20 protein-coding genes and 1 riboswitch are annotated in these 20,979 nt (G+C 63.9%); of the genes, 17 read left to right on the forward strand and 3 right to left on the reverse strand.

All coding sequences use genetic code 11. The annotated features are described in order from the left end of the window. The first annotated feature begins 22 nt into the window (after positions 1 to 22). Positions 23 to 2,458, forward strand: a complete 2,436-nt coding sequence (locus ACSSU5_RS00920; RefSeq protein WP_492560402.1) for a TonB-dependent siderophore receptor — start codon at positions 23 to 25, stop codon at positions 2,456 to 2,458. Between the two features lie 13 nt (positions 2,459 to 2,471). On the opposite strand, the gene thpR is transcribed toward ACSSU5_RS00920, so the two are convergent. Continuing rightward, a complete protein-coding gene (gene thpR, locus ACSSU5_RS00925; protein WP_492560403.1) occupies positions 2,472 to 3,017 on the reverse strand; it encodes an RNA 2',3'-cyclic phosphodiesterase in 546 nt (181 codons plus the stop codon). Between the two features lie 158 nt (positions 3,018 to 3,175). Between thpR and lpxO the strand changes: the two genes are divergently transcribed. The 9 genes from lpxO (at position 3,176) to ACSSU5_RS00970 (ending at position 11,686) form a co-directional block, all read left to right on the forward strand. Next, positions 3,176 to 4,075, forward strand: coding sequence for a lipid A hydroxylase LpxO (lpxO, locus tag ACSSU5_RS00930; protein WP_492560404.1), 900 nt, complete (start codon positions 3,176 to 3,178; stop codon positions 4,073 to 4,075). Between the two features lie 97 nt (positions 4,076 to 4,172). Beyond that, complete coding sequence (locus ACSSU5_RS00935; protein ID WP_013973174.1) at positions 4,173 to 4,517, forward strand: carboxymuconolactone decarboxylase family protein; 345 nt, start codon at positions 4,173 to 4,175, stop codon at positions 4,515 to 4,517. A 77-nt stretch (positions 4,518 to 4,594) separates the two neighbouring features. Next, entirely contained in the window at positions 4,595 to 5,164 is a 570-nt protein-coding gene (locus tag ACSSU5_RS00940; RefSeq protein ID WP_492560405.1) for a GNAT family N-acetyltransferase, read from the forward strand. A 404-nt stretch (positions 5,165 to 5,568) separates the two neighbouring features. Beyond that, complete coding sequence (locus ACSSU5_RS00945) at positions 5,569 to 6,735, forward strand: acetyltransferase domain-containing protein (RefSeq protein WP_492560406.1); 1,167 nt, start codon at positions 5,569 to 5,571, stop codon at positions 6,733 to 6,735. A gap of 28 nt (positions 6,736 to 6,763) precedes the next feature. Further along, positions 6,764 to 6,962, forward strand: a riboswitch (cobalamin riboswitch). A gap of 126 nt (positions 6,963 to 7,088) precedes the next feature. Next, the gene (locus ACSSU5_RS00950; protein ID WP_492560407.1) at positions 7,089 to 8,099 is read left to right on the forward strand and encodes an ABC transporter substrate-binding protein; all 1,011 of its coding nucleotides are present in this window, start codon (positions 7,089 to 7,091) and stop codon (positions 8,097 to 8,099) included. Further along, positions 8,099 to 9,115 carry a FecCD family ABC transporter permease gene (locus tag ACSSU5_RS00955; protein ID WP_492560408.1) on the forward strand — a complete coding sequence of 339 codons (1,017 nt, stop codon included), beginning with the start codon at positions 8,099 to 8,101 and terminating at the stop codon, positions 9,113 to 9,115. The genes ACSSU5_RS00950 and ACSSU5_RS00955 overlap by 1 nt, the downstream gene beginning before the upstream one ends. Beyond that, positions 9,112 to 9,900: an ABC transporter ATP-binding protein gene (locus tag ACSSU5_RS00960; RefSeq protein WP_492560409.1), complete on the forward strand. Its 789-nt coding sequence runs from the start codon at positions 9,112 to 9,114 to the stop codon at positions 9,898 to 9,900. The genes ACSSU5_RS00955 and ACSSU5_RS00960 overlap by 4 nt, the downstream gene beginning before the upstream one ends. A 17-nt stretch (positions 9,901 to 9,917) precedes the next feature. Further along, complete coding sequence (locus ACSSU5_RS00965) at positions 9,918 to 10,352, forward strand: pseudoazurin (protein WP_492560410.1); 435 nt, start codon at positions 9,918 to 9,920, stop codon at positions 10,350 to 10,352. Further along, complete coding sequence (locus tag ACSSU5_RS00970; protein WP_492560411.1) at positions 10,349 to 11,686, forward strand: OprD family porin; 1,338 nt, start codon at positions 10,349 to 10,351, stop codon at positions 11,684 to 11,686. Before ACSSU5_RS00965 ends, ACSSU5_RS00970 begins: the two co-directional genes overlap by 4 nt. 49 nt (positions 11,687 to 11,735) lie before the next feature. Here the strand turns inward: ACSSU5_RS00970 and ACSSU5_RS00975 are convergent, their stop codons facing one another. Both ACSSU5_RS00975 and ACSSU5_RS00980 read right to left on the reverse strand, forming a co-directional pair. After that, entirely contained in the window at positions 11,736 to 12,059 is a 324-nt protein-coding gene (locus ACSSU5_RS00975; protein WP_264312682.1) for a hypothetical protein, read from the reverse strand. 132 nt (positions 12,060 to 12,191) lie between these two features. Then, entirely contained in the window at positions 12,192 to 12,689 is a 498-nt protein-coding gene (locus ACSSU5_RS00980) for a GNAT family N-acetyltransferase (RefSeq protein ID WP_264312681.1), read from the reverse strand. A 131-nt stretch (positions 12,690 to 12,820) separates the two neighbouring features. On the opposite strand from ACSSU5_RS00980, the gene ACSSU5_RS00985 reads away from it, so the two are divergent. The 7 genes from ACSSU5_RS00985 (at position 12,821) to ACSSU5_RS01015 (ending at position 20,958) form a co-directional block, all read left to right on the forward strand. Next, on the forward strand, positions 12,821 to 13,300 hold the full coding sequence (locus ACSSU5_RS00985) for a hypothetical protein (protein ID WP_264312680.1): 480 nt from the start codon (positions 12,821 to 12,823) through the stop codon (positions 13,298 to 13,300). Between the two features lie 87 nt (positions 13,301 to 13,387). Then, entirely contained in the window at positions 13,388 to 14,965 is a 1,578-nt protein-coding gene (locus ACSSU5_RS00990; RefSeq protein WP_492560412.1) for a sensor domain-containing diguanylate cyclase, read from the forward strand. 136 nt (positions 14,966 to 15,101) lie between these two features. After that, the gene (locus tag ACSSU5_RS00995) at positions 15,102 to 15,878 is read left to right on the forward strand and encodes a ParA family protein (RefSeq protein ID WP_492560413.1); all 777 of its coding nucleotides are present in this window, start codon (positions 15,102 to 15,104) and stop codon (positions 15,876 to 15,878) included. A gap of 80 nt (positions 15,879 to 15,958) precedes the next feature. Next, complete coding sequence (locus tag ACSSU5_RS01000) at positions 15,959 to 16,366, forward strand: DUF2946 family protein (RefSeq protein ID WP_264312677.1); 408 nt, start codon at positions 15,959 to 15,961, stop codon at positions 16,364 to 16,366. 68 nt (positions 16,367 to 16,434) lie between these two features. Next, positions 16,435 to 18,585, forward strand: a complete 2,151-nt coding sequence (locus tag ACSSU5_RS01005) for a TonB-dependent receptor (RefSeq protein WP_492560414.1) — start codon at positions 16,435 to 16,437, stop codon at positions 18,583 to 18,585. A 117-nt stretch (positions 18,586 to 18,702) separates the two neighbouring features. After that, entirely contained in the window at positions 18,703 to 19,473 is a 771-nt protein-coding gene (locus ACSSU5_RS01010; protein WP_492560415.1) for a hypothetical protein, read from the forward strand. A 147-nt stretch (positions 19,474 to 19,620) separates the two neighbouring features. After that, on the forward strand, positions 19,621 to 20,958 hold the full coding sequence (locus ACSSU5_RS01015) for an MFS transporter (RefSeq protein WP_492560416.1): 1,338 nt from the start codon (positions 19,621 to 19,623) through the stop codon (positions 20,956 to 20,958). The last annotated feature ends 21 nt before the right edge of the window (positions 20,959 to 20,979 follow it).

The raw sequence follows: 20,979 nt of genomic DNA on the forward strand, positions 1-20,979 counted from the left end.
TCACTTCATTCGGGAGAATTCTGTGCTCAACCTCTGGCCCCGCGCCCTGCCCCTCGTCGTTGCCCTGAGCAGCCTCAACGCCCATGCCCAGGTGCAGACCCTGGCGTTTGACCTGCCACCCGCCAGCCTGGCCACCACCCTTAACCGGATTGCCAGCCAGAGCGGCTACATCATCGCGCTGGAGCCGGCGCTGGTGCGCGGCAAGCAGGCGCCAGCCGTCGTCGGCCAGATGAGCGCCGAGCACGCCATGCAAGCCGCCTTGGCCGGCAGCGGCCTGCAATTGCGGCTCACCAGCAGCGGCCATTTCAGCGTCGCCCCGGCAACCCCTGAGAGCGACGCGCTGGAGCTTGGCAGTACCAGCATCACAGACAATTACCTGGATGCCACCAGCGAAGGCAGCGGCTCATACGCAGCCCGCGCGGTAACCCTTGGCAAAGGCACGCACAGCCTCAAGGAAATCCCTCAATCGGTGACGGTGATTACCCGTAAACAGCTGGACGACCAAGGCATCACAGACCTGCAGGACGCGCTCAACCACACCACCGGGATCGTCGGCGCGCAGGGCATCGGGCCAGGCGTGGTGGTGACTTCGCGCGGCTTCCAGATCGACGACTGGCAGTACGACGGCGTGCCGATCCCGCGCAACAACTACTCGCTGGGTAACTGGGCGACCCAGGACCTGGTGTTCTTCGACCGTGTCGAGGTACTGCGCGGCGCCTCTGGCCTGCTGCAAGGCACCGGCAGCCCCGGCGGCGCGATCAACCTGGTGCGCAAGCGTGGCCAGGCCACCCCAACCGTCACCGTCACCGGCAAGGCCGGCTCCTGGGACCACTATGGCCTGCAACTGGACGCTGGCGGCCCGCTGACCGCCGACGGTCGGGTGCGCGGCCGGATCGTTGCCGACGAGGATCAAAGCGACAGTTTCATCGACTACCAATGGAGCAAGTCGCACTCGCTGTATGGCGCGCTGGACATTGACCTGAGCGATGCCACCACCGTGGGTGGCGGCATCAGCTACAACCGCCAGCAGTCGCGACCGCTGCTGCGTGGCATCCCCCGCTATGCCGGCGGTAAGCCAGTCGATTTGCCCCGCTCGACCTTCACCGGTGCCCGCTGGAACCGTGCCGAAACCGACGTGACCACCTACTACCTGGACCTTGAGCACCGCTTCAACGACGACTGGGCGTTCAAGGCCGCCGCCGTGCGCATGGACGAAACCAACACCTCCACGCACCAGCGCGTGCAGTCCTCCGTCCAGGGCGTGGCGCCCGACGGCAGCGGCATCACCTATGCCGACTGGATCACTGACTTTCACAACACCAAGCTAGGCCTGGACATGAACGTGGTGGGCCACTTCGACACCGGCCCCCTGGCCCATGAAATCACCGTCGGCGGCAACTATTCCAAGCTGACCTCGGACGACGCCTATTGGCGCAACTTCGACGCCTCTGGCGACACCCTCTTCGACATCGACCACGACCGCCCGGAACCCAGCCGTGACAGCCTGTTCGACGGCGAGCGCGCGCGCGCCAACAAGGCCAGCTATGACATTCGCCAGAAAGGCCTGTACGGCGTCTGGCGGGTCAAGCCGACCGATGACCTGACCCTGATCGTCGGCTCGCGGGTCAGCTGGTTCGACTACAGCTGGGACTCGATCGACTTCGACAGCCGCACCGACCCTGGCACCCGCTACCCCACCAGCCGCATGACCGAGTCAGGCGAAGTGACGCCCTATGCCGGCTTCGTCTACGACCTGACCCGCGAATGGGCCTGGTACGCCAGCTACACCGATGTGTTCGTGCCGCAGACAGAACGCGCGGTCGGCAACGTGCCACTCAAGCCTGTGATCGGCAGCAACTATGAAACGGGCCTGAAGGGCGAACTGCTGGACGGCCGGGTCAACGCCTCGCTGGCGCTGTTCCGCTACGACCAGGAAAACCGCGCGGTCAGCGACCTGGCGTCGGGCTTGGCCTGTGATGACAACTTCTGCTCCACTGCGGCGGGCAAGGTCCGTAGCCAGGGCATCGAGGCCGAGATCAGCGGCGAAGTGCTCAGCGGCTTGCAACTGTTTGCCGGTTACACCTACAACACCACCAAGTTTCTCGACGACCCGGATGACAAAGGCCGCGTGTTCAGCCAATGGACACCCAAGCACATGCTGCGTGCCTGGGCCGACTACACCCTGCCGCTGGACGGCCAGCGCTGGAGCACCGGCCTGGGCTTTACCAGCCAAAGCCACACCCTGGGCTATGAGCGCACCTACACAGTGCCCGGCTACACCGTGTGGAGCGCGCGCCTGGCCTATCAGCTGACGCCGGAGGTGAACCTGGCGGTCAACGCCAACAACCTGTTCGACAAGAAATACTGGGTCGCAGGCTTCAACCAGCTCAATGGCAGCAACAACTACGGCGAACCGCGCAACTTCATGTTGACGGTCAAGTACACGCCAGAGCTCTGAAGTCGAGCACGCGTCACTCGGTCAACGGCCATTGCGCAAGCGGCCAGTAAACGCCCTTGCGCGATTCGTACAGGGTGAAATGCCGCGCGGCAAGGAAGAACTCCGGGGCCGTAACGGCTTCCGGCGGCTGGCCGCGGTAGTCCCTGGACAAGGTCAGGTGCGGGCGGTATTCACGACTCGCCGCCCCCACCCCCAGTGGCAGCAGCGCTTGCTGCAAGCCATAGACCAGCTGCAGCAAGGCCGGCGGCGTTTGCTGCGGCTCGAGCACCAGTGCGCTGGCGCGCGGCCACGCCTGCAAGCGGTCAAGCAACAGGCGCGGCGCCGTGGCCGGGCGCTTCAGCGCGTCCACTGCGGCACAGATCGCCGGCACTTGGGCGGTGTCCACGTCGCCAAGAAACAGCAACGTCACATGAAAGTTGTCGGCCGGTACCGGCTTGCCGCTACGCAGGTTTAAACTGCGCCGCCACTGGGCCAGCGCACGGCGCTGGGCATCGCTGACTGGCAAGGCAAAAAACAGCCGCTTGAAGGGGGCGCCGCTGGGGCGAACGTCCTGAACCATGTGATCTCCTTGGCATGAATCGTTTGCGCAAGCTATAGGCCATTACACCTAAGTCGCGCCGTCGTCATGTAACAATAAGTACAAACTACCCCCATGATTGTTTATGCTGGCGAGCTTATGCCATGGCGCATGGCCATTTTTTCGACAAGTAAACGTCCATGAAAATTGCACTCGTACTTATCTTCGTTCTCTCGATCGCCTATGTTCACCTGCGCGGTCGGGTTCGCCACAAGCTGACCCGTCAGTTGGGCGACCACTCCAGTTTCCTGGCGCCGGTCAACAGCTTCCTTTACCTGTTTTCCAAGCACCCGGCCAAACCTTACCTGCCGGTCGAAGCTTTTCCCGAGCTACAGCCGCTACAGGATCACTGGCAGGAAATTCGTGCAGAAGCGCAACAGCTGCTGCACGTCGGTGAAATCAAAAAGTCCGACAATTACGATGATGTAGGCTTCAACTCATTCTTCAAGACTGGCTGGAAGCGCTTCTACCTGAAGTGGTACGGCGAAAGCCACCCTTCGGCAATGACCCTGTGCCCGCGTACCACCGAGTTGCTGCAAGGCATCGGCACGGTCAAGGCGGCGATGTTCGCCACCCTGCCACCGGGGGCCAAGCTGGTGCGCCACCGCGACCCGTACGCCGGTTCCTACCGCTACCACCTGGGCCTGGACACGCCGAACGACGACGGTTGCTACATCGATGTGGACGGCGAGAAGTACTCGTGGCGCGACGGTGAGGGTGTGATCTTCGACGAAACCTACATCCACTATGCGGCCAACACCACCGAGCACAACCGCATCATCCTGTTCTGCGATGTCGAGCGCCCGCTCAAGTACCGCTGGGCAACCGCGTTCAACCGCTGGTTCAGCCGCAACGTGATGGCGGCCGCCGCCGCACCTAACGATGCCAACGACAAGACTGGCGGCATCAACCGGCTGTTCACCCGCATCTACAAGATCCGCGAGCGGGGCAAAGCGCTGAAAAAGCGCAACCGCATGCGCTACTACCTGGAAAAGTGGGCGGTGGTGGCAGCGCTGGTGCTGGTGTTCATCTACATCTGATTCATCGCTGCCTGTGCCAGTTGCACAGGCAGCAGTTGCCCCGCCCTTTTTGGTCTAGCCTGAAAGCTCCACTCGCAACCCCCCCAAGGTGAAGACGATGAGCATGATGGACTGGGACGCCTACCGTAAGCAGTTGATGGCCGGCATCGGCGATCTCAAGCAGTTGTCTCCCGACACCGTGGCCGGTTACATGACCGCCAGCGGCGCGGGCGCCAAGACCAACCACCTGGACGCCAAGACTCGCGAACTGATCTCCCTCGCGGTGGCCGTGACCACCCGCTGTGACGGCTGCATTGCCGTGCACTCGCAGCAAGCGGTCAAGCACGGCGCCAGCCGCGAAGAGATTGCCGAAGCCCTCGGCGTGGCGGTGGCGATGAACGCCGGCGCCGCCCTGGTGTACTCGGCCCGCGCCATGGATGCGGTGGGCAAGGCCAACGGCTGAGCACACGCGGCGCGTCGCCCTTGCGCGACAGCGCCGCGCCACCCAGACTTGGCGGTCCAGCCATTGCAGGAACCACCATGATCCACATCCGCCCCATGACGCTTGAGGACTTCGAGCGCTTCTGGCCCACCTTCCAGGCCATTGTCCAGGCCCGCGAAACCTACGCCTTCGACCCTGCCCTGAGCTTCGAACAAGCCCGCCAGTTATGGCTAGAGCTGCCCCTTCACACCTGGGTGCTGGAGGACCAGGGTGAACTGCTGGGTTCCTACTACCTCAAGGCCAATGCTGCAGGCCCGGGTGCCCATGTGGGCAACTGCGGTTACATGGTCTGCGAGGCTGCACGTGGCCGTGGCGTGGCACGTTTGATGTGTGAGCATTCGCAGAAGCAGGCGCGTCAGGAGGGTTTTTTGGCGCTGCAGTTCAATTCGGTCGTAGCCACTAATGAAGTAGCTGTGGCGCTGTGGCACAAGCTCGGCTTCGAAACGGTCGGCCGCCTGCCCAAGGCATTCCGACATGCCCGGCTAGGGTTGGTGGACTGCCTGGTGATGTACAAGTGGTTGGCGGATGAGCCGGTGGTCGAAAAACCGCCGCTGTTGATCGGGCGCAAGAATATCGAGGCCAGGGTTTCGCGGCGGCGGGGGCGTTAGCCGTCAGCACAAGTACCCCGGTGCGCATGGTTTGAGGTTTGTGGCGCCTATGAGATCGAGCGCCGCCCGCGCGGCGCATCGCGACGCAAGGCCGCTCCCACATCTGTTTCGGGCCAGTGAGGCCTGTGAAATCTGCGCGCGACCGCCTTGTTTGTCTGACTCGATATCAAGGTGGGCACCAAAGGGCCGCGCGCCCATGTCACAGGAATAATTGGCCCGAAACAAATGTGGGAGCGGCCTTGCGTCGCGATGCGCCGCGCGGGCGGCGCTCGATCTCATAGGCGCCAAACCACTCAAGCCATGCCCCCAAAGCCCCACCCCCCTCTAAAACCCCATTGCTGACCATCCCATTAAGGTTATATGATAACGTTTCATTTAACATCCATTCCTACCAGCGACTTCCCATGACTAGCGCCAGCGCCACCCCCACCGTGCTCAACCAGCGCCTGCAGAGCATCGATGCCCTGCGCGGCCTGGTCATTTTGTTCATGCTCCTGGACCACGTCCGCGAGACCTTTTTCCTGCACCGCCAGGTCAGCGATCCGATGGCCATCGACGCCACCGAGCCGTCGTTGTTCTTCAGTCGCACCCTGGCCCATTTGTGCGCGCCGGTGTTCGTCCTGTTGACCGGCCTTTCTGCCTGGCTGTTTGGGGAGAAATACCAGGGCCGCAGCGACGTCTCAGCCTTTCTGTTCAAACGTGGGCTGTTCCTGGTGGTGCTGGAGTTCACCCTGGTCAACTTCGCCTGGACCTTCCAACTGCCACCCAGCGTGATCTACCTGCAGGTGATCTGGGCCATCGGGGTTAGCATGATCGCCCTGTCACTGCTGGTGTGGTTGCCACGCACGGTGCTGATCGCCCTGGGCGCAGTCATCGTCGCCGGCCACAACCTGCTCGACAGCCTGCACTTCGGCGCAGAATCGGCCCTGCACGTGCCGTGGGCAATCCTGCACGACCGTGGCTGGCTGACGTTCTCCGATAACCTGCGCCTGCGCACCTCGTACCCCGTGCTGCCCTGGATCGGCGTGATCGCCCTGGGCTACGGCCTTGGCCCCTGGTTCGCCCGTGGCAGCGACGCGGGCCAACGCCAGCACAAGCTGTTGCTGGCCGGGGTGATCGCGCTGCTCGGTTTTGTCGTGCTGCGAATGCTCAACGGCTACGGCGAAGCGCCCTGGAGCGGGTTCCCGAGCTTGACGCAGACGCTGATGAGCTTCTTCAACATCACCAAGTATCCGCCGTCGTTGCTGTTCCTGGCCCTCACCCTGGGCAGCGGCCTGCTGCTGTTGCGCGCCTTCGAGCGCGCCGGCCGGGCCCGCTGGATCAGCGCCCTCGCGGTTTACGGCGCAGCGCCGATGTTTTTCTACCTGCTGCACCTGTACGTGCTGAAGCTGCTTTACCTGGCCTGCGTTGCCCTGTTCGGGCACAACCAGGGGGATTATTTCGGCTTCGACGGCATCAGCGGCGTGTGGCTGGGCGCGGCGTTGCTCGCGGTGTCGCTGTACCTGCCGGTGCGCGCTTTCGCACGGCTGAAGGCACGTCGGCGTGACATCACCTGGCTGAAGTACTTCTGAAAAGCGTTTTCACCCGGCGGCCCGATGGTCTACCATGCGGGCCGCCGGTTTCCACCACGGAATTAATAGGGAATCCCAGGCCCGTAGCAACGGGCCAAACGGAACTGCCCCCGCAACTGTAGGTGCCGAGCCTGCTCCATCAATGCCACTGGATCAACTCATCCGGGAAGGCTGGAGCCGGGCCAGGACGCACCAGTCAGGAGACCTGCCGGCAACATTTCACCAACCGGCGGGGTGTCCGGGATGGCCATCTCCACCCTTTCTGGGTGCTGCCCCCTGCCCTGCGCAAGGGGCTCGGCGATGCCTGTCCGTGCGTTCATTCCGTGAACCCTTCGATAGGAGATCGCCCCACCATGCTGCCCCGTCTTGCCGCCCTGATCGCTGGCCTCGGCCTCACTGGCCTGGCCCAGGCTGCCACCACCCACTACCCGCTCACGGTGGACAACTGCGGCATGCCACAGACGTTCGCCCACGCTCCTGAGCGCGCAGTGACGATCGGCCAGGCCGGCACCGAGATCCTCTATGCATTGGGCCTGGGCGACAAGCTGGCCGGCACTTCACTGTGGTTCAACAACGTACTGCCCGAATACAAAGCCCTGAACGACAAGGTCGAGCGCCTGGCCGATAACGACCCAAGCTTCGAGGCCGTGGTGGGCAAGCGCCCGCAACTGGTGGCGGTACAGTTCGAATGGATGGTCGGCGCACAAGGCGTGGTGGGTACCCGCGAGCAGTTCGACGAACTGAAGATCCCAACCTACCTGCTACCGTCGGACTGTGAAGGCAAGGATAACCTGGTAGGCGCCGATGGTACCCGTCTGCAGGCGTTCCAAGTAGACAGCATCTACAAGAGCGTCAACCAACTGGCCGAAATCTTCGATGTGCAAGACCGCGGCGCGGCCCTGAACAGCGACCTCAGGGGCCGCCTGGACAGCGCCAAGGCGCAGCTGGCCGGCAAAGACCTGTCCAACACCTCGGCGCTGTTCTGGTTTTCCAGCGCTGACCTCGATATCGACCCTTACGTGGCTGGCCGCCAAGGGGTCGCCGACTTCATGCTGCGAACCCTGGGGGTACGCAACGTGGTCGAGTCCACCGAAGAATGGCCGACCGTGGGCTGGGAAACCCTGGCCAAGGCCAACCCGACCTGGCTGATCATCGCCCGCATGGACCGTCGCCGCTTCCCGGCAGACGACTACCAGAAAAAACTCGAATTCCTGCGCAACGACCCGGTAACCCGCCACATGGACGCGGTGAAGAACGACCGCATCATCGTCCTCGACGCCGATGCCATGCAGGCCGGCATCCGCCTGTTCCGAGGCCTGCAAACCCTGTCCACAGCGTTCGCCAGCGGCAAAGCAGCCCAGTGATGAGCCGCCTGTTTGCTTACAGCGGCCTGGCCCTGGTAGCCGTGTGCGCTGCACTGCTGGCCGGTACCGCGATCGGCGAGAGCAACCTGGCGCCGAACGTGGTCTATCAGGTGCTGGCCAATCATCTGTGGCAGGCCGGTTACCCAGTCGATCCGATCGACGCCGGTATCGTCTGGAACTACCGCCTGACCCGCACCCTGGTCGCCGCGGCCTGCGGCGCCGGGCTGGCCACCTGTGGCGTGATCCTGCAGGCGCTGCTGCGCAACCCGCTGGCCGAGCCTTACTTGCTGGGGTTGTCCGCCGGCGCCTCGACCGGCGCGGTGCTGGTCGGCCTGCTGGGGCTGGGCAGCCTTGCGCTGAGCATGTCTGGGGGGGCCTTCATCGGTGCGCTGGCGGCCTTCGCGCTGGTGTTGGTGCTGGCCCGCGCTGCGGGGCCAAGCAGCAACAATGCCCAGGTGATCCTTGCCGGGATCGCCGGCTCGCAGCTGTTCACAGCCCTTACCGCGTTCCTCATCACCAAGTCGGCCACCGCCGAGCAGGCGCGCGGCATCCTGTTCTGGCTGCTGGGCAACCTCAGTGGCGTGCGCTGGCCGTCGGTGTGGCTGGCACTGCCGGTGGCGCTGTTCGGATTGGTGGTGTGCCTATGGCATCGCCGCGCGCTGGATGCTTTCACCTTCGGCGCCGACTCGGCGGCGTCGCTGGGGATCCCGGTGCGACGTACCCAGCTGCTGTTGATCAGTTGCGCCGCGCTGGTGACCGCAGTGATGGTGTCCATCGTCGGCGCCATCGGCTTTGTCGGGCTAGTGATTCCCCATGCCCTGCGCCTGCTGCTCGGGCCGGGGCATAGCCGCCTGTTGCCTGCCAGCGCGTTGGGTGGCGCATTGTTTCTCATCACTGCGGACATCTTGTCGCGCACGCTGATCCCAGGCCAGGTGATCCCGGTGGGCGTGGTCACCGCGCTGATCGGCGCACCGGTGTTCGCGCTGATTCTGATCAGCCGGCGGGGGCGCCCATGACCGTCATGGCCAACCTGCAAATAACCCCGCTTGCCTGTCAGGGCCTGGGGTTGCAGCTAGGCGGTAGCACCGTGCTGCGCGACATCGACCTAAACGTCATCAAGGGTGAAACCCTGGGCATCGTCGGCCCTAACGGCTCTGGCAAATCGTCCCTGCTAAAACTGCTGGCGGGCCTGCGCAAACCGGGCAGCGGCCATGTCGAACTCGTGGGCGAACCCCTGGCGCAGCTGCCACGCCGGCGCATTGCCCAGGCCCTGGCGTTGGTCGAGCAGCAGGCGGATACCGCTGACGCAATCAGCGTGTACGACGCAGTTGCCCTGGGCCGCACGCCCTGGCTGTCGGCCTTGGCGCCGTTTTCCAAGCAGGACCGTGCCATCGTCGAGCAAGCCTTGGCCGACCTTGACGCCCTGCACCTGCGCACGCGCCTTTGGCACTCGCTTTCAGGTGGCGAACGCCAACGTGTGCACATTGCCCGCGCCCTGGCCCAACGCCCTCAGGTGCTACTGCTTGACGAGCCGACCAACCATTTGGACATCCAGCACCAGCTGAGCCTGCTGCAACAAGTACAGGCGCTGCCGGTCACCACCCTGGTGGCCCTGCACGACCTCAACCAGGCACTGACCTGCGACCGCGTCGCGGTGCTCGACCAAGGCCGCCTGGTGGCCCTCGGCAAGCCGCTCGACGTGCTCACCCCCGAGCGCCTGCTGAGCACCTTCGGCGTGCACGCCCACTGCCTCACCGACCCCTTCGACGGCGCGCGCATTCTGCGTTTTCGCGCCCCCTGAACCAGGAAGTTCCCACCATGCTGTTGCGCCCTGTCGCCCTGCTGCTCGCCAGCACCCTGTTTGCCCCTGCCGCGCTGGCAGAGGTGCACGAAGTGAAGATGCTCAACCGTGGCACGGAGGGTGCGATGGTCTATGAGCCGGATCACTTGCGCATTGCAGCCGGTGATACGGTGCGCTTTGTGCCGAGCATGAGTGGGCACAACGCAGCCAGTGTGCCGGGGTTGCTGCCGCCGGGGGCGCAGGCGTTCAAGAGCAAGTTGAACCAGCCCTACGAGCACACCTTCAGCGTACCGGGCATGTACGGTATCCAGTGCATTCCGCACCTGGCGATGGGCATGGTGATGGTGGTCCAGGTGGGTGACGCGGCGCCCGCCGAATTGCCTGCCAGCCTGCCTGCTCGGGCGAAAACCCGCTTTGAGGCGCAACTGAAAAAACTGCAGGCCGGGCAATGAGCCGCCTGTTGCTGGCCCTGCCTCTGGCAGGGCTTGCCCCCTTCGCATTGGCTGACTCCGCCCAGTCCCTGAGCAAGGGCTTTGTCGAGGACGGTAGCTGGAGCCTGCTTAACCGCAGCGTGTTCGACCAGCGCGAGTACAAGCATGGCGGGCGCAACAGCAGTGGGCGCAATGCCTACAAGCCGCGCAGCGAACGCAACGGCAACGCCGAAGAATGGGCCTATGGCCTGATGGGGACGTTGCAGTCTGGCTTCACCCAAGGCCTGATTGGCGTAGGTGTCGATGCCCATGCTTACCTGGGTGTACAGCTCGACAGCGGCGGCGGGCGTGTCGGCAAGGCGCGTCTGCTGGGCGTCGACAATGACGGGCACCCGAAGCATGAATACAGCCGAGCGGGCGCAGCATTGAAGATGCGGGTATCGAACACCGTACTGTCCTACGGCGAGCAGCGGGTGAAGACCCCGGTGTTCAGTTCGTCCGACAGCCGCTTGTTGCCTGAGACCGCCACCGGCTTTTTTCTCAGCAGCAACGAGATCGACACGCTGCGGCTGGTGGCCGGTCACTTCAACGAGAGCACAGACCGCAACGCCTCCAGCCACAACCAGGGCTTCGTGGTGAACTATTCCAATGGCCGCCAGGGCACTAGCTTCGACCTGGCGGGCGCAGTCTGGAACCCCAGCGCAGCACTCAGCGCCAGCCTGTATACCTCGCGCTACGAGGACAGCTGGAACCAGCACTACCTGGGCAGCACCCTCACCCACGCCCTGGATGAGCGCCGCAGCCTGAGCCTGGACCTGAACCTGTACCGCACCACCGACACCGGCAAGGCGCTATCCGGGCGGATCGACAACACCACCTGGAGCCTGGTCTCGCGTTACAACCAGGGGCCGCACGGCTTTAGCCTGGGGTGGCAGCAGGTGGACGGCAATACACCGTTCGACTATGTGACGCGCGGCGCGATCTTTATTGCCAACGCCGTGCAGATGTCGGACTTCAACGCGCCGAACGAGAAGTCATGGCAGGCGCGGTACGACCTGAACATGGGCGCCTATGGGGTGCCGGGGCTGAACCTGACGGCGCTGTATGTGCGCGGGTTCGATATCGATGGCACGCATGTCGACCCCACCGGCGGGTATGCGTACCTGGGCTATGGCAAGGGCGGCAAGCATTGGGAGCGCGACCTCGAGGCACGGTATGTGGTGCAGAGTGGCAAGGCCAAGGGGACCACGTTCTCGGTACGCCATAACGCACATCGCGGCAACACGGCGCAGGCGGAGCTCGATGGCGATCAGGTTCGCCTGGCGGTCGAGTGGCCGTTGGGTGGGGGGTTCTGACAGGTTTTCAGGCCAGTGTCGGCGATGGGCTGCACAAGCAGCCCCGGGGTCAGGGTGCTACAGCGGATGGCGCCTGCAAACCCCACTCGGCTTTTTCTTGCGCGGTCATGGAGGCGAGCACTTCGCCAAACGTCTGGTCCAACTCCCCACTGACATTGCCGAAGGCCTTGTAGTTGGTCAGCAGGTAACGCTTCACGGTCCTGGGCCAACGCCCTTCCTTGTGCGCCGCATTGATGATGCCCTTGGCGTCGTGACGCGTGGCGCCCCGCCACAATTCCATCAGCCTGTTTTCGAAGTGGCCGAACGACCATGGGTCCCTACGGTCCTCGAATTCGTCCAGCAGCTTGAGCTTGTACAGGGCCATGTGTGGCATCGGCGTATCTCCCTCTGGTGCGTTGGTTAAACGTTGAGAGAGAAGGTTAGCAAGCAACTGCGCTTTTGAAATGAACGCGTTGAACACTGCAAAGCAGCTGCTGTAGGCGGCTTCTGACAGGTTACCGGGCGCTCATCCCAGCCGCAGTTGCATATGCGTGGTTTGCCACACGGGGTCTTGCTCGACATCGATCACCACGAACCCTTGGCGCTCCCAGAATGCAATGGCGCCTGGCAAGAAGGGGTGCGTGTGCAGGTACAGGCATTCGACGCCCGCTTGCTCGGCGGCCTGGCGCAATGCCGCGAACAACGCCGCGGCAAGCCCCTGTCGGCGATACCCCGGCAACACGAACAGGCGCACCACCTCGACCACCCGCATCGGGTGATAGTGAAGCTGTGCAAAACGGTGGTCATAGGGCACATAGCCAATCACAGCAACCCGCTGGCCCTGATCACGGGCTTCGAGAAACAGCCCCTCGCCGTCCAGGTACGTCTCAGCGAAACGGGCCAGGTCATTGGGCAACGGTGCTGCGCTGAGCATGGGGAAGAGCGCGCGGCGGGCGGTGTCGACGAAAACCACGACTTCATCGATGGCATCCCGTGGGACGGGTTGGATGATCCAGTTCGGCATGGGGCGTGCGTGCAGTGAATTGAGGGCACAGGTTCTAACCCAGCTGGCGGCCCAAGGCAAATTCAGGGGTCGTCTCGGCCAGGGTGACCTCGCTATAATCGCAGGTCTTCACCGCCCACCCAGGCCACACCATGCCCCGCCTCCAGATGTTGCTGCTGCCACTGCTACTGACCGCCGCCCTCGCCGCCTGCGACCAGAAACCCTCCCGCGAAGAACAGATTCTGGCCAAGCTGCCCCTGCAGGACGCCTACGAGCACAACATCGACCGCATGGCGTCGCTGCTGTCCCAGGCCCACCCGCAGGTGCCCGAAGCGAGCATCCGCGATGTGCTGCGCAAACACCTGACGGTCGACGACCAGCGCCAGGACTTGTTCAAGCTCTACAGCGAGAAGAACTTCACCGACGCCGAATTCGCCAGCATCGTCGAAGCCACCCAGGATCCGGCCAAGGCCCGCGCCCTGGAAGCGACCGAGGCCGGCAAACGCCTGAGCGACAAGCTGACCGCCCTGATGCGCGAAACCGCCCGCGACGCGAAGGTGCAGGCACTGGCCGAGCAGCGCATGCAACAAGTCGAGGATGAGCTGGATGCACTGGAAAAATCAGGTTCGTGATCGACGCTGCACGCGGCTGCGGCGACAATAGTCCACTCCACCTATAAGCAGCAGGCTTATACCCTTTTCGTACCAGTGAGGTCAGGATTGCCACACACCAAGCACGGATTGCGCCTGGATCTACGCTCGCTCATTCTGATTCTCTGCGCCCTGACCGCCTTGGTCATGCTGTGCGCCAGTTATTTCGCCAGCTATCGCGTTCAACGCCAGTTGCTGATCGACCATGCCCTTGAGGCCAACCGGGTGTATGCGGCGAAGCTTGCGTCCATCACCGAGACGTTCATCGCCAGCGCCTTGCAGCAGTTGTCTTTCAGCGCCGGCGTGCAAGCTCACCAATTGGCTGATGCCGCCGCGCTGCAGGCGGAAACCGATCGCGTGTTGTACCAGGGCCTTGCCTTCAACTCGACGTTCGTGGTCGATGCCGACGGCATCCTGCGGGCCGTTTCCCCTGCCGCGCTGCATCACTACGTGGGCACCAAGGTACAGTCACCCGGGGTACAGGAAGCCCTCCACGAACGTAGGCCACTGGTTTCAATCCCTTACCTGTCGACCGCCAACAACCTGGTGGTGGCGCTGTCGCAGCCGATCTTCGATAGCAATGGGCGCTACCTGGGTTACGTGGGCGGCAGCCTGTACCTGCGCGAACGCAACATCCTCAACAGCCTGCTGGGCGAGCACTTCTACAAGGACGGCTCGTACCTGTATGTGGTCGATCGCAACCGTCGCCTGCTGTATCACCCGGACAGCCAGCGGGTCGGCACAGTGGTGGAAGGCAACGCGCTGATCGATCAACTGGCGACACTGGACAGCGGTACTCGCCAGCTGACCAACAGCCAGGGCGTGGCAATGCTGGCGGGCTTCGCCACAGTGCCGAGCGCGGGCTGGGGGGTGGTGGCACAGCAGCCGCTGGCGCAGACCGTGGCCCCGCTGAGCCACCTGGTGCTCAACGTGGTCGGCACCTCCGCGCCACTGGCACTGGTGGGCAGCCTGCTGCTGTGGTGGCTGGCGATGACCATCGCCCGGCCACTCTGGCAGTTGGCGGCCGGGGCCAGGTCCATGGACCGCGCGGGCACTGCCGAGCGCTTGCGTCGGGTGCCGGCCTGGTACTTCGAGGCGGCCGAGCTCAAGCGTGCGCTGCTGTTCGGGCTCAACTTGCTGCAAGAGCGCATCGGCCGGCTCAACCGCGATGCCCAGACCGACCCGCTGACCGGGCTGGGCAACCGCCGCAACCTGGACTTCAGCCTGTCGCTGCTGGAAGTCGAAGGGCGGGCATTTTCGGCCATCGTGCTGGATATCGATCATTTCAAGCGGGTTAACGATGCGCATGGGCATGACGTCGGTGACCAGGTGCTACGGCGGCTGGCCGAAGTGATGCGCCGCTGTTGCCGCGAGGGCGACCTGCTGTGCCGCACAGGGGGCGAGGAGTTTCTCATGCTGCTGCCGGGGGCCAACCTGGAGGTTGCCGCAGCGGTGGCGGAGCGGCTACGCGTGGCGGTGCAGGATACGTCGGTCGAGCCGGTGGGAGCGGTGACGGTTTCGCTGGGGGTCGCGCATTGGCCTGGCACCGCCGGCAGCGGGCCTGGCGATACGTTGAGCAAGGCGGACCGCGCGCTGTACAGCGCTAAACAGAGTGGGCGCAATCGGGTGTGCATCGAGCCTGCATGACGCTGAAAACCAGCACCGGCCCCTCTACGGCAGGCTCGCAGCATGAGTTGTTACAAGCCTTGTCATAAAACTGTCGTGTTTCAGTCATAGGATTGACCCCAACCTGACATTTTCACTCTTCATGGATGAGCGTCTCATGCGTCGTGTGGTTTTCAATCAGAAAGGTGGCGTGGGCAAGTCGAGCATCGCCTGCAACCTGGCCGCTGCCAGTGCCGCTGAAGGCTATCGGACCCTGCTGGTAGACCTCGACCCGCAAGCCAATGCCACGTACTACCTGACCGGCCTGGTCAATGACGCCATCCCCTCGGGCATTGCCGACTTCTTCCGCCAAACCTTGTCATCCGCCACCGCGCACGGCAAGAAGCCCCGTGTGGCAATTACCGAAACCCGCTACAGCAACCTGCACCTGATCACCGCCAGCCCCGACCTCAGCGACCTGCAAAGCAAGCTGGAGAGCAAGTTCAAGATCAACAAATTGCGCAAGCTGCTGGTAGAGTTGGCCGAAGACTACGAGCGGATCTACATCGATACGCCGCCAGCGCTAAACTTCTACACCTTCAGCGCCCTGGTGGCTGCCGAACGCCTGTTGATCCCGTTCGACTGCGACAGCTTCTCGCGCCAGGCGCTGCACAGCGTCATGGCCGAGGTAGAAGAGCTGCGCCAGGACCACAACCCGTCGCTGCAGGTGGAGGGCGTGGTCGTCAACCAGTTCGCCGGGCGTACGGCACTGCATCAGACCCTGGTCGATCAACTGCGTGGCGAAGGGGTGCCGGTGCTGCCGGTGTACCTGAGCAGCTCGATCAAGATGCGCGAGTCGCACCAGGTGTCGGTGCCGTTGGTGCATCTGGCGCCGCGGCACAAGCTGGCCTTGGAGTTTGCCGACCTGCTGGATGTACTGGAGCGAGCGGCCTGACCTCACGGGGTGCTTTGCACCCCAGCATTTTGCGTCATCAGGGCTACCCGACCCCTCATTCGGGTGATAGATTCGCCGCCATGAAAACCACCCGGCAGACCCGCACGCTGACCGCCTGGACGCTCTATGCCTGCGTCCTGTTCAGCCTATTGCTGTGCGGCCTGCACCACGGCCAGATGAGCGGCCTACGCCTGGCCGGCCTTGAGGGTGGTTTCTGTTCGATCAGCAGCGACCATGGCCCGGCCATCGACCTGGAGCCTGCCGGTGGCGACCAGCACATGGCCCAGCTCGATTGCCCGGTGTGCTCCTCGTTCGGCCTGGCGGTGCCGCTTGCCCACACCGGCTGGGCCTTTATCCCGGCCCAGGCCGGGGCCAGCTCGCCCATTGTCGTGCGCAGTTGGGCACAGCCACCACCGCGCTACCTACGCCCTGCCCTCAACCCCCGCGCCCCACCTGCTGCTCTTCCCGCCGCCATTCTCTTCGCCTGACCTCGACCGGGCGCGCCTGCGTGCGCGCTGGTGGTCAGCCATGACCTTTGCGTGGAAGACACGACAACATGATCCGCAAGACCTCACTGGTGCTCCTCATGGGCACTTGCACCTTCGCCTGGGCCGACAACGCCCCGGTTGAACTCAACGCCACCACCATCGACGGCGAACGCGACGCCCCCTCCGGCGTGCAACTGGACGAGCCGATCCGCACCGGTTCGCGCCTGGGCCTCACCGCGCGGGAAACCCCGGCGTCGGTCAGTGTCTCGGACCGCCGCCTGATCGAGGCGCACGGCGCCAAGGACAGCCAGGACGTGATCAACGCCATGACCGGCGTCAACGCCTCGGCCAACCCCGGTTATGGCGGCTTCGTCGCCTACCGTGGCTTTACCCAGAACCAGGTCACCCAGCTCTACAACGGCATCAACCTGGGCTACAGCAGTGCCACCCGGCCAGTGGATGCCTGGGTACTCGACCGGGTCGAGCTGATCGGTGGGCCGTCCTCCTTCCTGCACGGTGCAGGCGCGGTGGGCGGTTCGATCAACTACATCACCAAGCTTGCCAGCCGCGATCAGCAGATCATCGACGGGCGTGTGCGCTATGGCAGCTTCGATGACGCGGAAGTGGCCTTCGGCATCAATCAGGCACTGGCCAGCAACCCCGCCGATGCCCGCCACTTCATGCGCCTGGATTTCAGCCGGAGCCAGGGCAATGGCTACATCGACCGCAACCAGCGAAACACCGACAGCCTGGCGTTTTCGGTGCTCAGCGATTTGGCGCCCAACCTCACCCACACCTTGGCGCTGGAGTATCAGGAAGACCACGAAGACAGCCCGTACTGGGGCTCGCCGATCCTGCCGGGGCGCAGCACGATGAAGATCGACAAAAGCCGCCGCTTTGAAAACTACAACGTCGCCGATGGCCGCTACGAACAGCGCGTACGCTGGCTGCGTTCGATCCTCGATTACCAGCTCAGCGACAGCACCAGCGTGCAAAACACGCTGTACCACTACAACGCCCAACGCGACTACCGCAACGTCGAACGCTACAGCTACACCGCCAATGGCAAGGTGCAGCGCAGCAGCCCCTACCTGCAAAGCCACGACCAGAACCTGTTGGGCGATCGCATCGAGTTGCGCCATGACAACACACTGTTCGGCTTCGCCAGCCAATGGTCGCTGGGGCTGGAATACTCGCGCATGCGCCAGACCCTTTACCCAACGTCGAGCAGCTGGAGCGACGTCGTCGACCCCGACCATTTCGACCCGGGCAGTTTCGACGACATCCCTGGGGTAAATGCCGGCCTGACCAAACAGCGTCGCCACGAAGTCACCAACCGCGCGGTGTTTGCCGAAAACCGCCTGCAACTGACCGACCGCCTGGCGTTGCTGACCGCCCTGCGCTACGACTACCTGGACATGCAAGTGACCAACTACGGCGCGGTCTCCCCAACATCGCCGGCGTTTTTCGAACGCCGTTGGGAGCCGCTTTCCGGGCGCATCGGCCTGACCTACGCGCTGACGCCCAGCGCCAGTGTGTACGCACAGTACAGCAGCTCAGCCGATTTGCCGGCCGGCTCGCTGGCGGCGGCGACCTATTCCAACGTGGGCTTGTTCGACCTGTCCAAAGGCGAGCAATGGGAAGTCGGCAGCAAGTTCGATTTCCTCGACGGCCGCGGCGCCGCCACGCTGGCGCTGTACCAGATCGTGCGCAAGGACTTCGCCGTGCGCGATTCCAACGATGCCAACCTGACGGTCCAGGCAGGTCAACAGACCTCACGCGGTGTCGAGCTGTCCGGGCGGCTGCAGGTCACCCCAAAACTGCTGGCCGAGGGCAACTACGCCTACGTCGATGCGCAGTACGATACGTTCAACGAAGCGGTCAACGGCGTGTCGGTATCACGCAAGGGCAATGCGCCGGTCAACGTACCGGCCAACGTCGCTAACCTGTGGCTGACCTACAGCTTCACATCCGCGTGGTCGGCGGGGGTCGATGGGCGCTACGTGGGCTCGGTGTACGCCGACAATGCCAACACCCTCAAGGCACCGGCCTACACACTGTTCGGTGCCTTCGCCCGCTACCGGCTGGATGAACACACCACGGTGACTGGGCGGGTGCGCAACCTCACCGACGAGGTGTATGCCAAACAGGCCTACAGCTCCCAGTACTACATGGGCGCGCCGCGTACCTTCGAGGTGGCGCTGGATATGCGCTTCTGAGCGAACGGCTCTGCCACGGGGGTTATCCCGTGGCAGAGCCGCCAGTGATAAGCTCCCATGTTCATGATTCGCCGGCTCACGAAGACACCCGGCTACCGCTTCAGCAAGGAAGTTCACGTGTTCAAGATTCTGCCCCCCGCGCTCCTGAGCGCCGCCCTCGTTACGCTCGCCGGCTGCCAATCCTCCCCCTCTGCCGACAGCCAGATAAAAGCCGATGCCCAGGCCTTCAAAACCTTCACCGTCGACATGCAGCAAGCCTTGCAGCGCAGCATCGCGCTGGCCCCGACCGGCGAGCAGATTGGCGCCGTCACCCTGCAAGTCACCTTCGACCGGCAGAGCGCCCCGGTGGCCTGCAAGGCCAGAAAAGCCCCCCTCAAGTACGGCGCGCTACTGCCCGCCGATGTAATGCCCTCCGACCATCAGGCGTTGGCGAACCTGGTCGAAGCACTGTGCTGGAAAACCATCTACCCGGTCGTGCCAGCGGCGCTGTTCAACGGCGAAGACACGCTTGAGGTGCGCGCACCGATCGTCGTCCAGTTGCCACGCGCGATTCAGGCCCCCGGCAGCGCCCGCCATCGGGCCATTGCCCAGCGTGAGTACTTCTGGCAGCAACTGCTGCGCGATCAACCGGTCACCAGCATCGGCAAGGCTTCAGTGTTCTACCAGGCCAATACCCAAGGCAAGGTCGAGGGCTGCCTGGTGCAGCTTTCCCCGAACCCGCTGCGTGAAGACGCCTTCCGCCTGGACGGCAACCTGCAGGCGCAGCTCAACAGCCGTTGCATGAAGCTCGACCTGAGCCAAATGCCAGGCTTCAGCCCCAACGAGCAGGGTAAGGCCGAAGGTTACAGCGAGCTCGACTATGCGCCGTGGAAGGTGGGCCGGCAGTAGCCGCCTGGTTGAAACAGGCATCCCAATGTCGCCCTCGACGAAGCCCCTGCGGGCGCTCACCGATCTACTGGCATACACAACAATGAGGGCGCGGCCCGACCGCGCCACGTTCATTCAGGCTGCCAATGGAATCCGGAGAGCTCCTATATGTCCGCACCTCATGAGGTATCCCCCGCCACCCTGCGCCGGGTGATCGCCGCCTCGGCCATTGGCAACTTCGTCGAATGGTTCGACTTCGCCGTTTATGGCTTTCTCGCCACCCTCATCGCCAGCCAGTTCTTCGCCAGCGAAGATGCCAGTGTGGCCTTGCTCAAGACCTTTGCCGTGTTTGCCGTGGCGTTTGCCCTGCGCCCGCTCGGCGGCATCGTGTTCGGCGCGCTGGGTGACCGCCTTGGGCGCAAGCGCATCCTGTCGCTGACCATCCTGCTGATGGCCGGCTCCACCACCTTGATCGGCTTGTTGCCGACCTATGCCAGCATTGGCCTGGCGGCCCCCGTACTGCTAACCCTGGCCCGCTGCCTGCAGGGCTTTTCGGCGGGGGGCGAGTACGCCGGTGCCTGCGCCTACCTGATGGAACATGCGCCCAACGACAAGCGCGCGTTCTACGGCAGCTTTGTCCCAGTCTCGACCTTTTCTGCCTTTGCCTGCGCGGCGGTGATCGCCTATGGCCTGGAAGCGAACCTGACGGCCGAGGCGATGAACGCCTGGGGCTGGCGTGTGCCATTTCTGATCGCCGCCCCGTTGGGGCTGGTGGGCCTGTACCTGCGCTGGCGCATGGAGGAGACCCCAGCGTTCCGCGAAGCCGTCGCCCAAGGCAAGGAGCACGAGCATTCGCCCCTCAAGGAGACCCTGCGCAACCATGGCCGAGCCATCCGTAACCTGGGGGCGTTCATTTCGTTGACGGCGCTGTCGTTCTATATGTTCACCACCTACTTTGCCACCTACCTGCAACTGGTCGGCAACCTGACCCGCGCGCAGTCGCTGCTGGTGACCACCGTGGCCTTGCTGTTCGCCGCCATCGGCTGCCCGCTGGCCGGGGCGGTTTCCGACCGGGTGGGGCGGCGCAAGACCATTGGCTTCACCTGCCTGTGGGTGATGATCTGCGTGTTCCCTGCGTATTGGCTGGCCAGTTCCGGTTCGCTGTCCGGGGCGCTGCTGGGGGTGATTCTATTGGCGGTCGGTGCGCTGTGCAGTGGCGTGGTGACTGCCGCTTTGCTGTCGGAAAGCTTCCCGACCCGGACCCGCTATACCGCATCGGCAATCACCTACAACGTGGCCTACACGCTGTTTGGCGGCACTGCGCCATTGGTGGCGACCTGGTTGATCGGGCAGACCGGCAGCAGCCTGGCGCCGGCGTTTTACCTGGTGGTGATTGCACTGGTGGCGCTGGTAGGCGGGTTGGCGTTGCCGGAGACGTCGCGGATTTCGTTGCATGATGAGGCCGGCGTCGACAGCGTGCGGCCAGGAGCCCGTAGCAGCGTTTGAGGTTTGGGGGCTGCTGTGCAG

The organism is Pseudomonas sp. E1MeOHC2 (assembly GCF_058745025.1).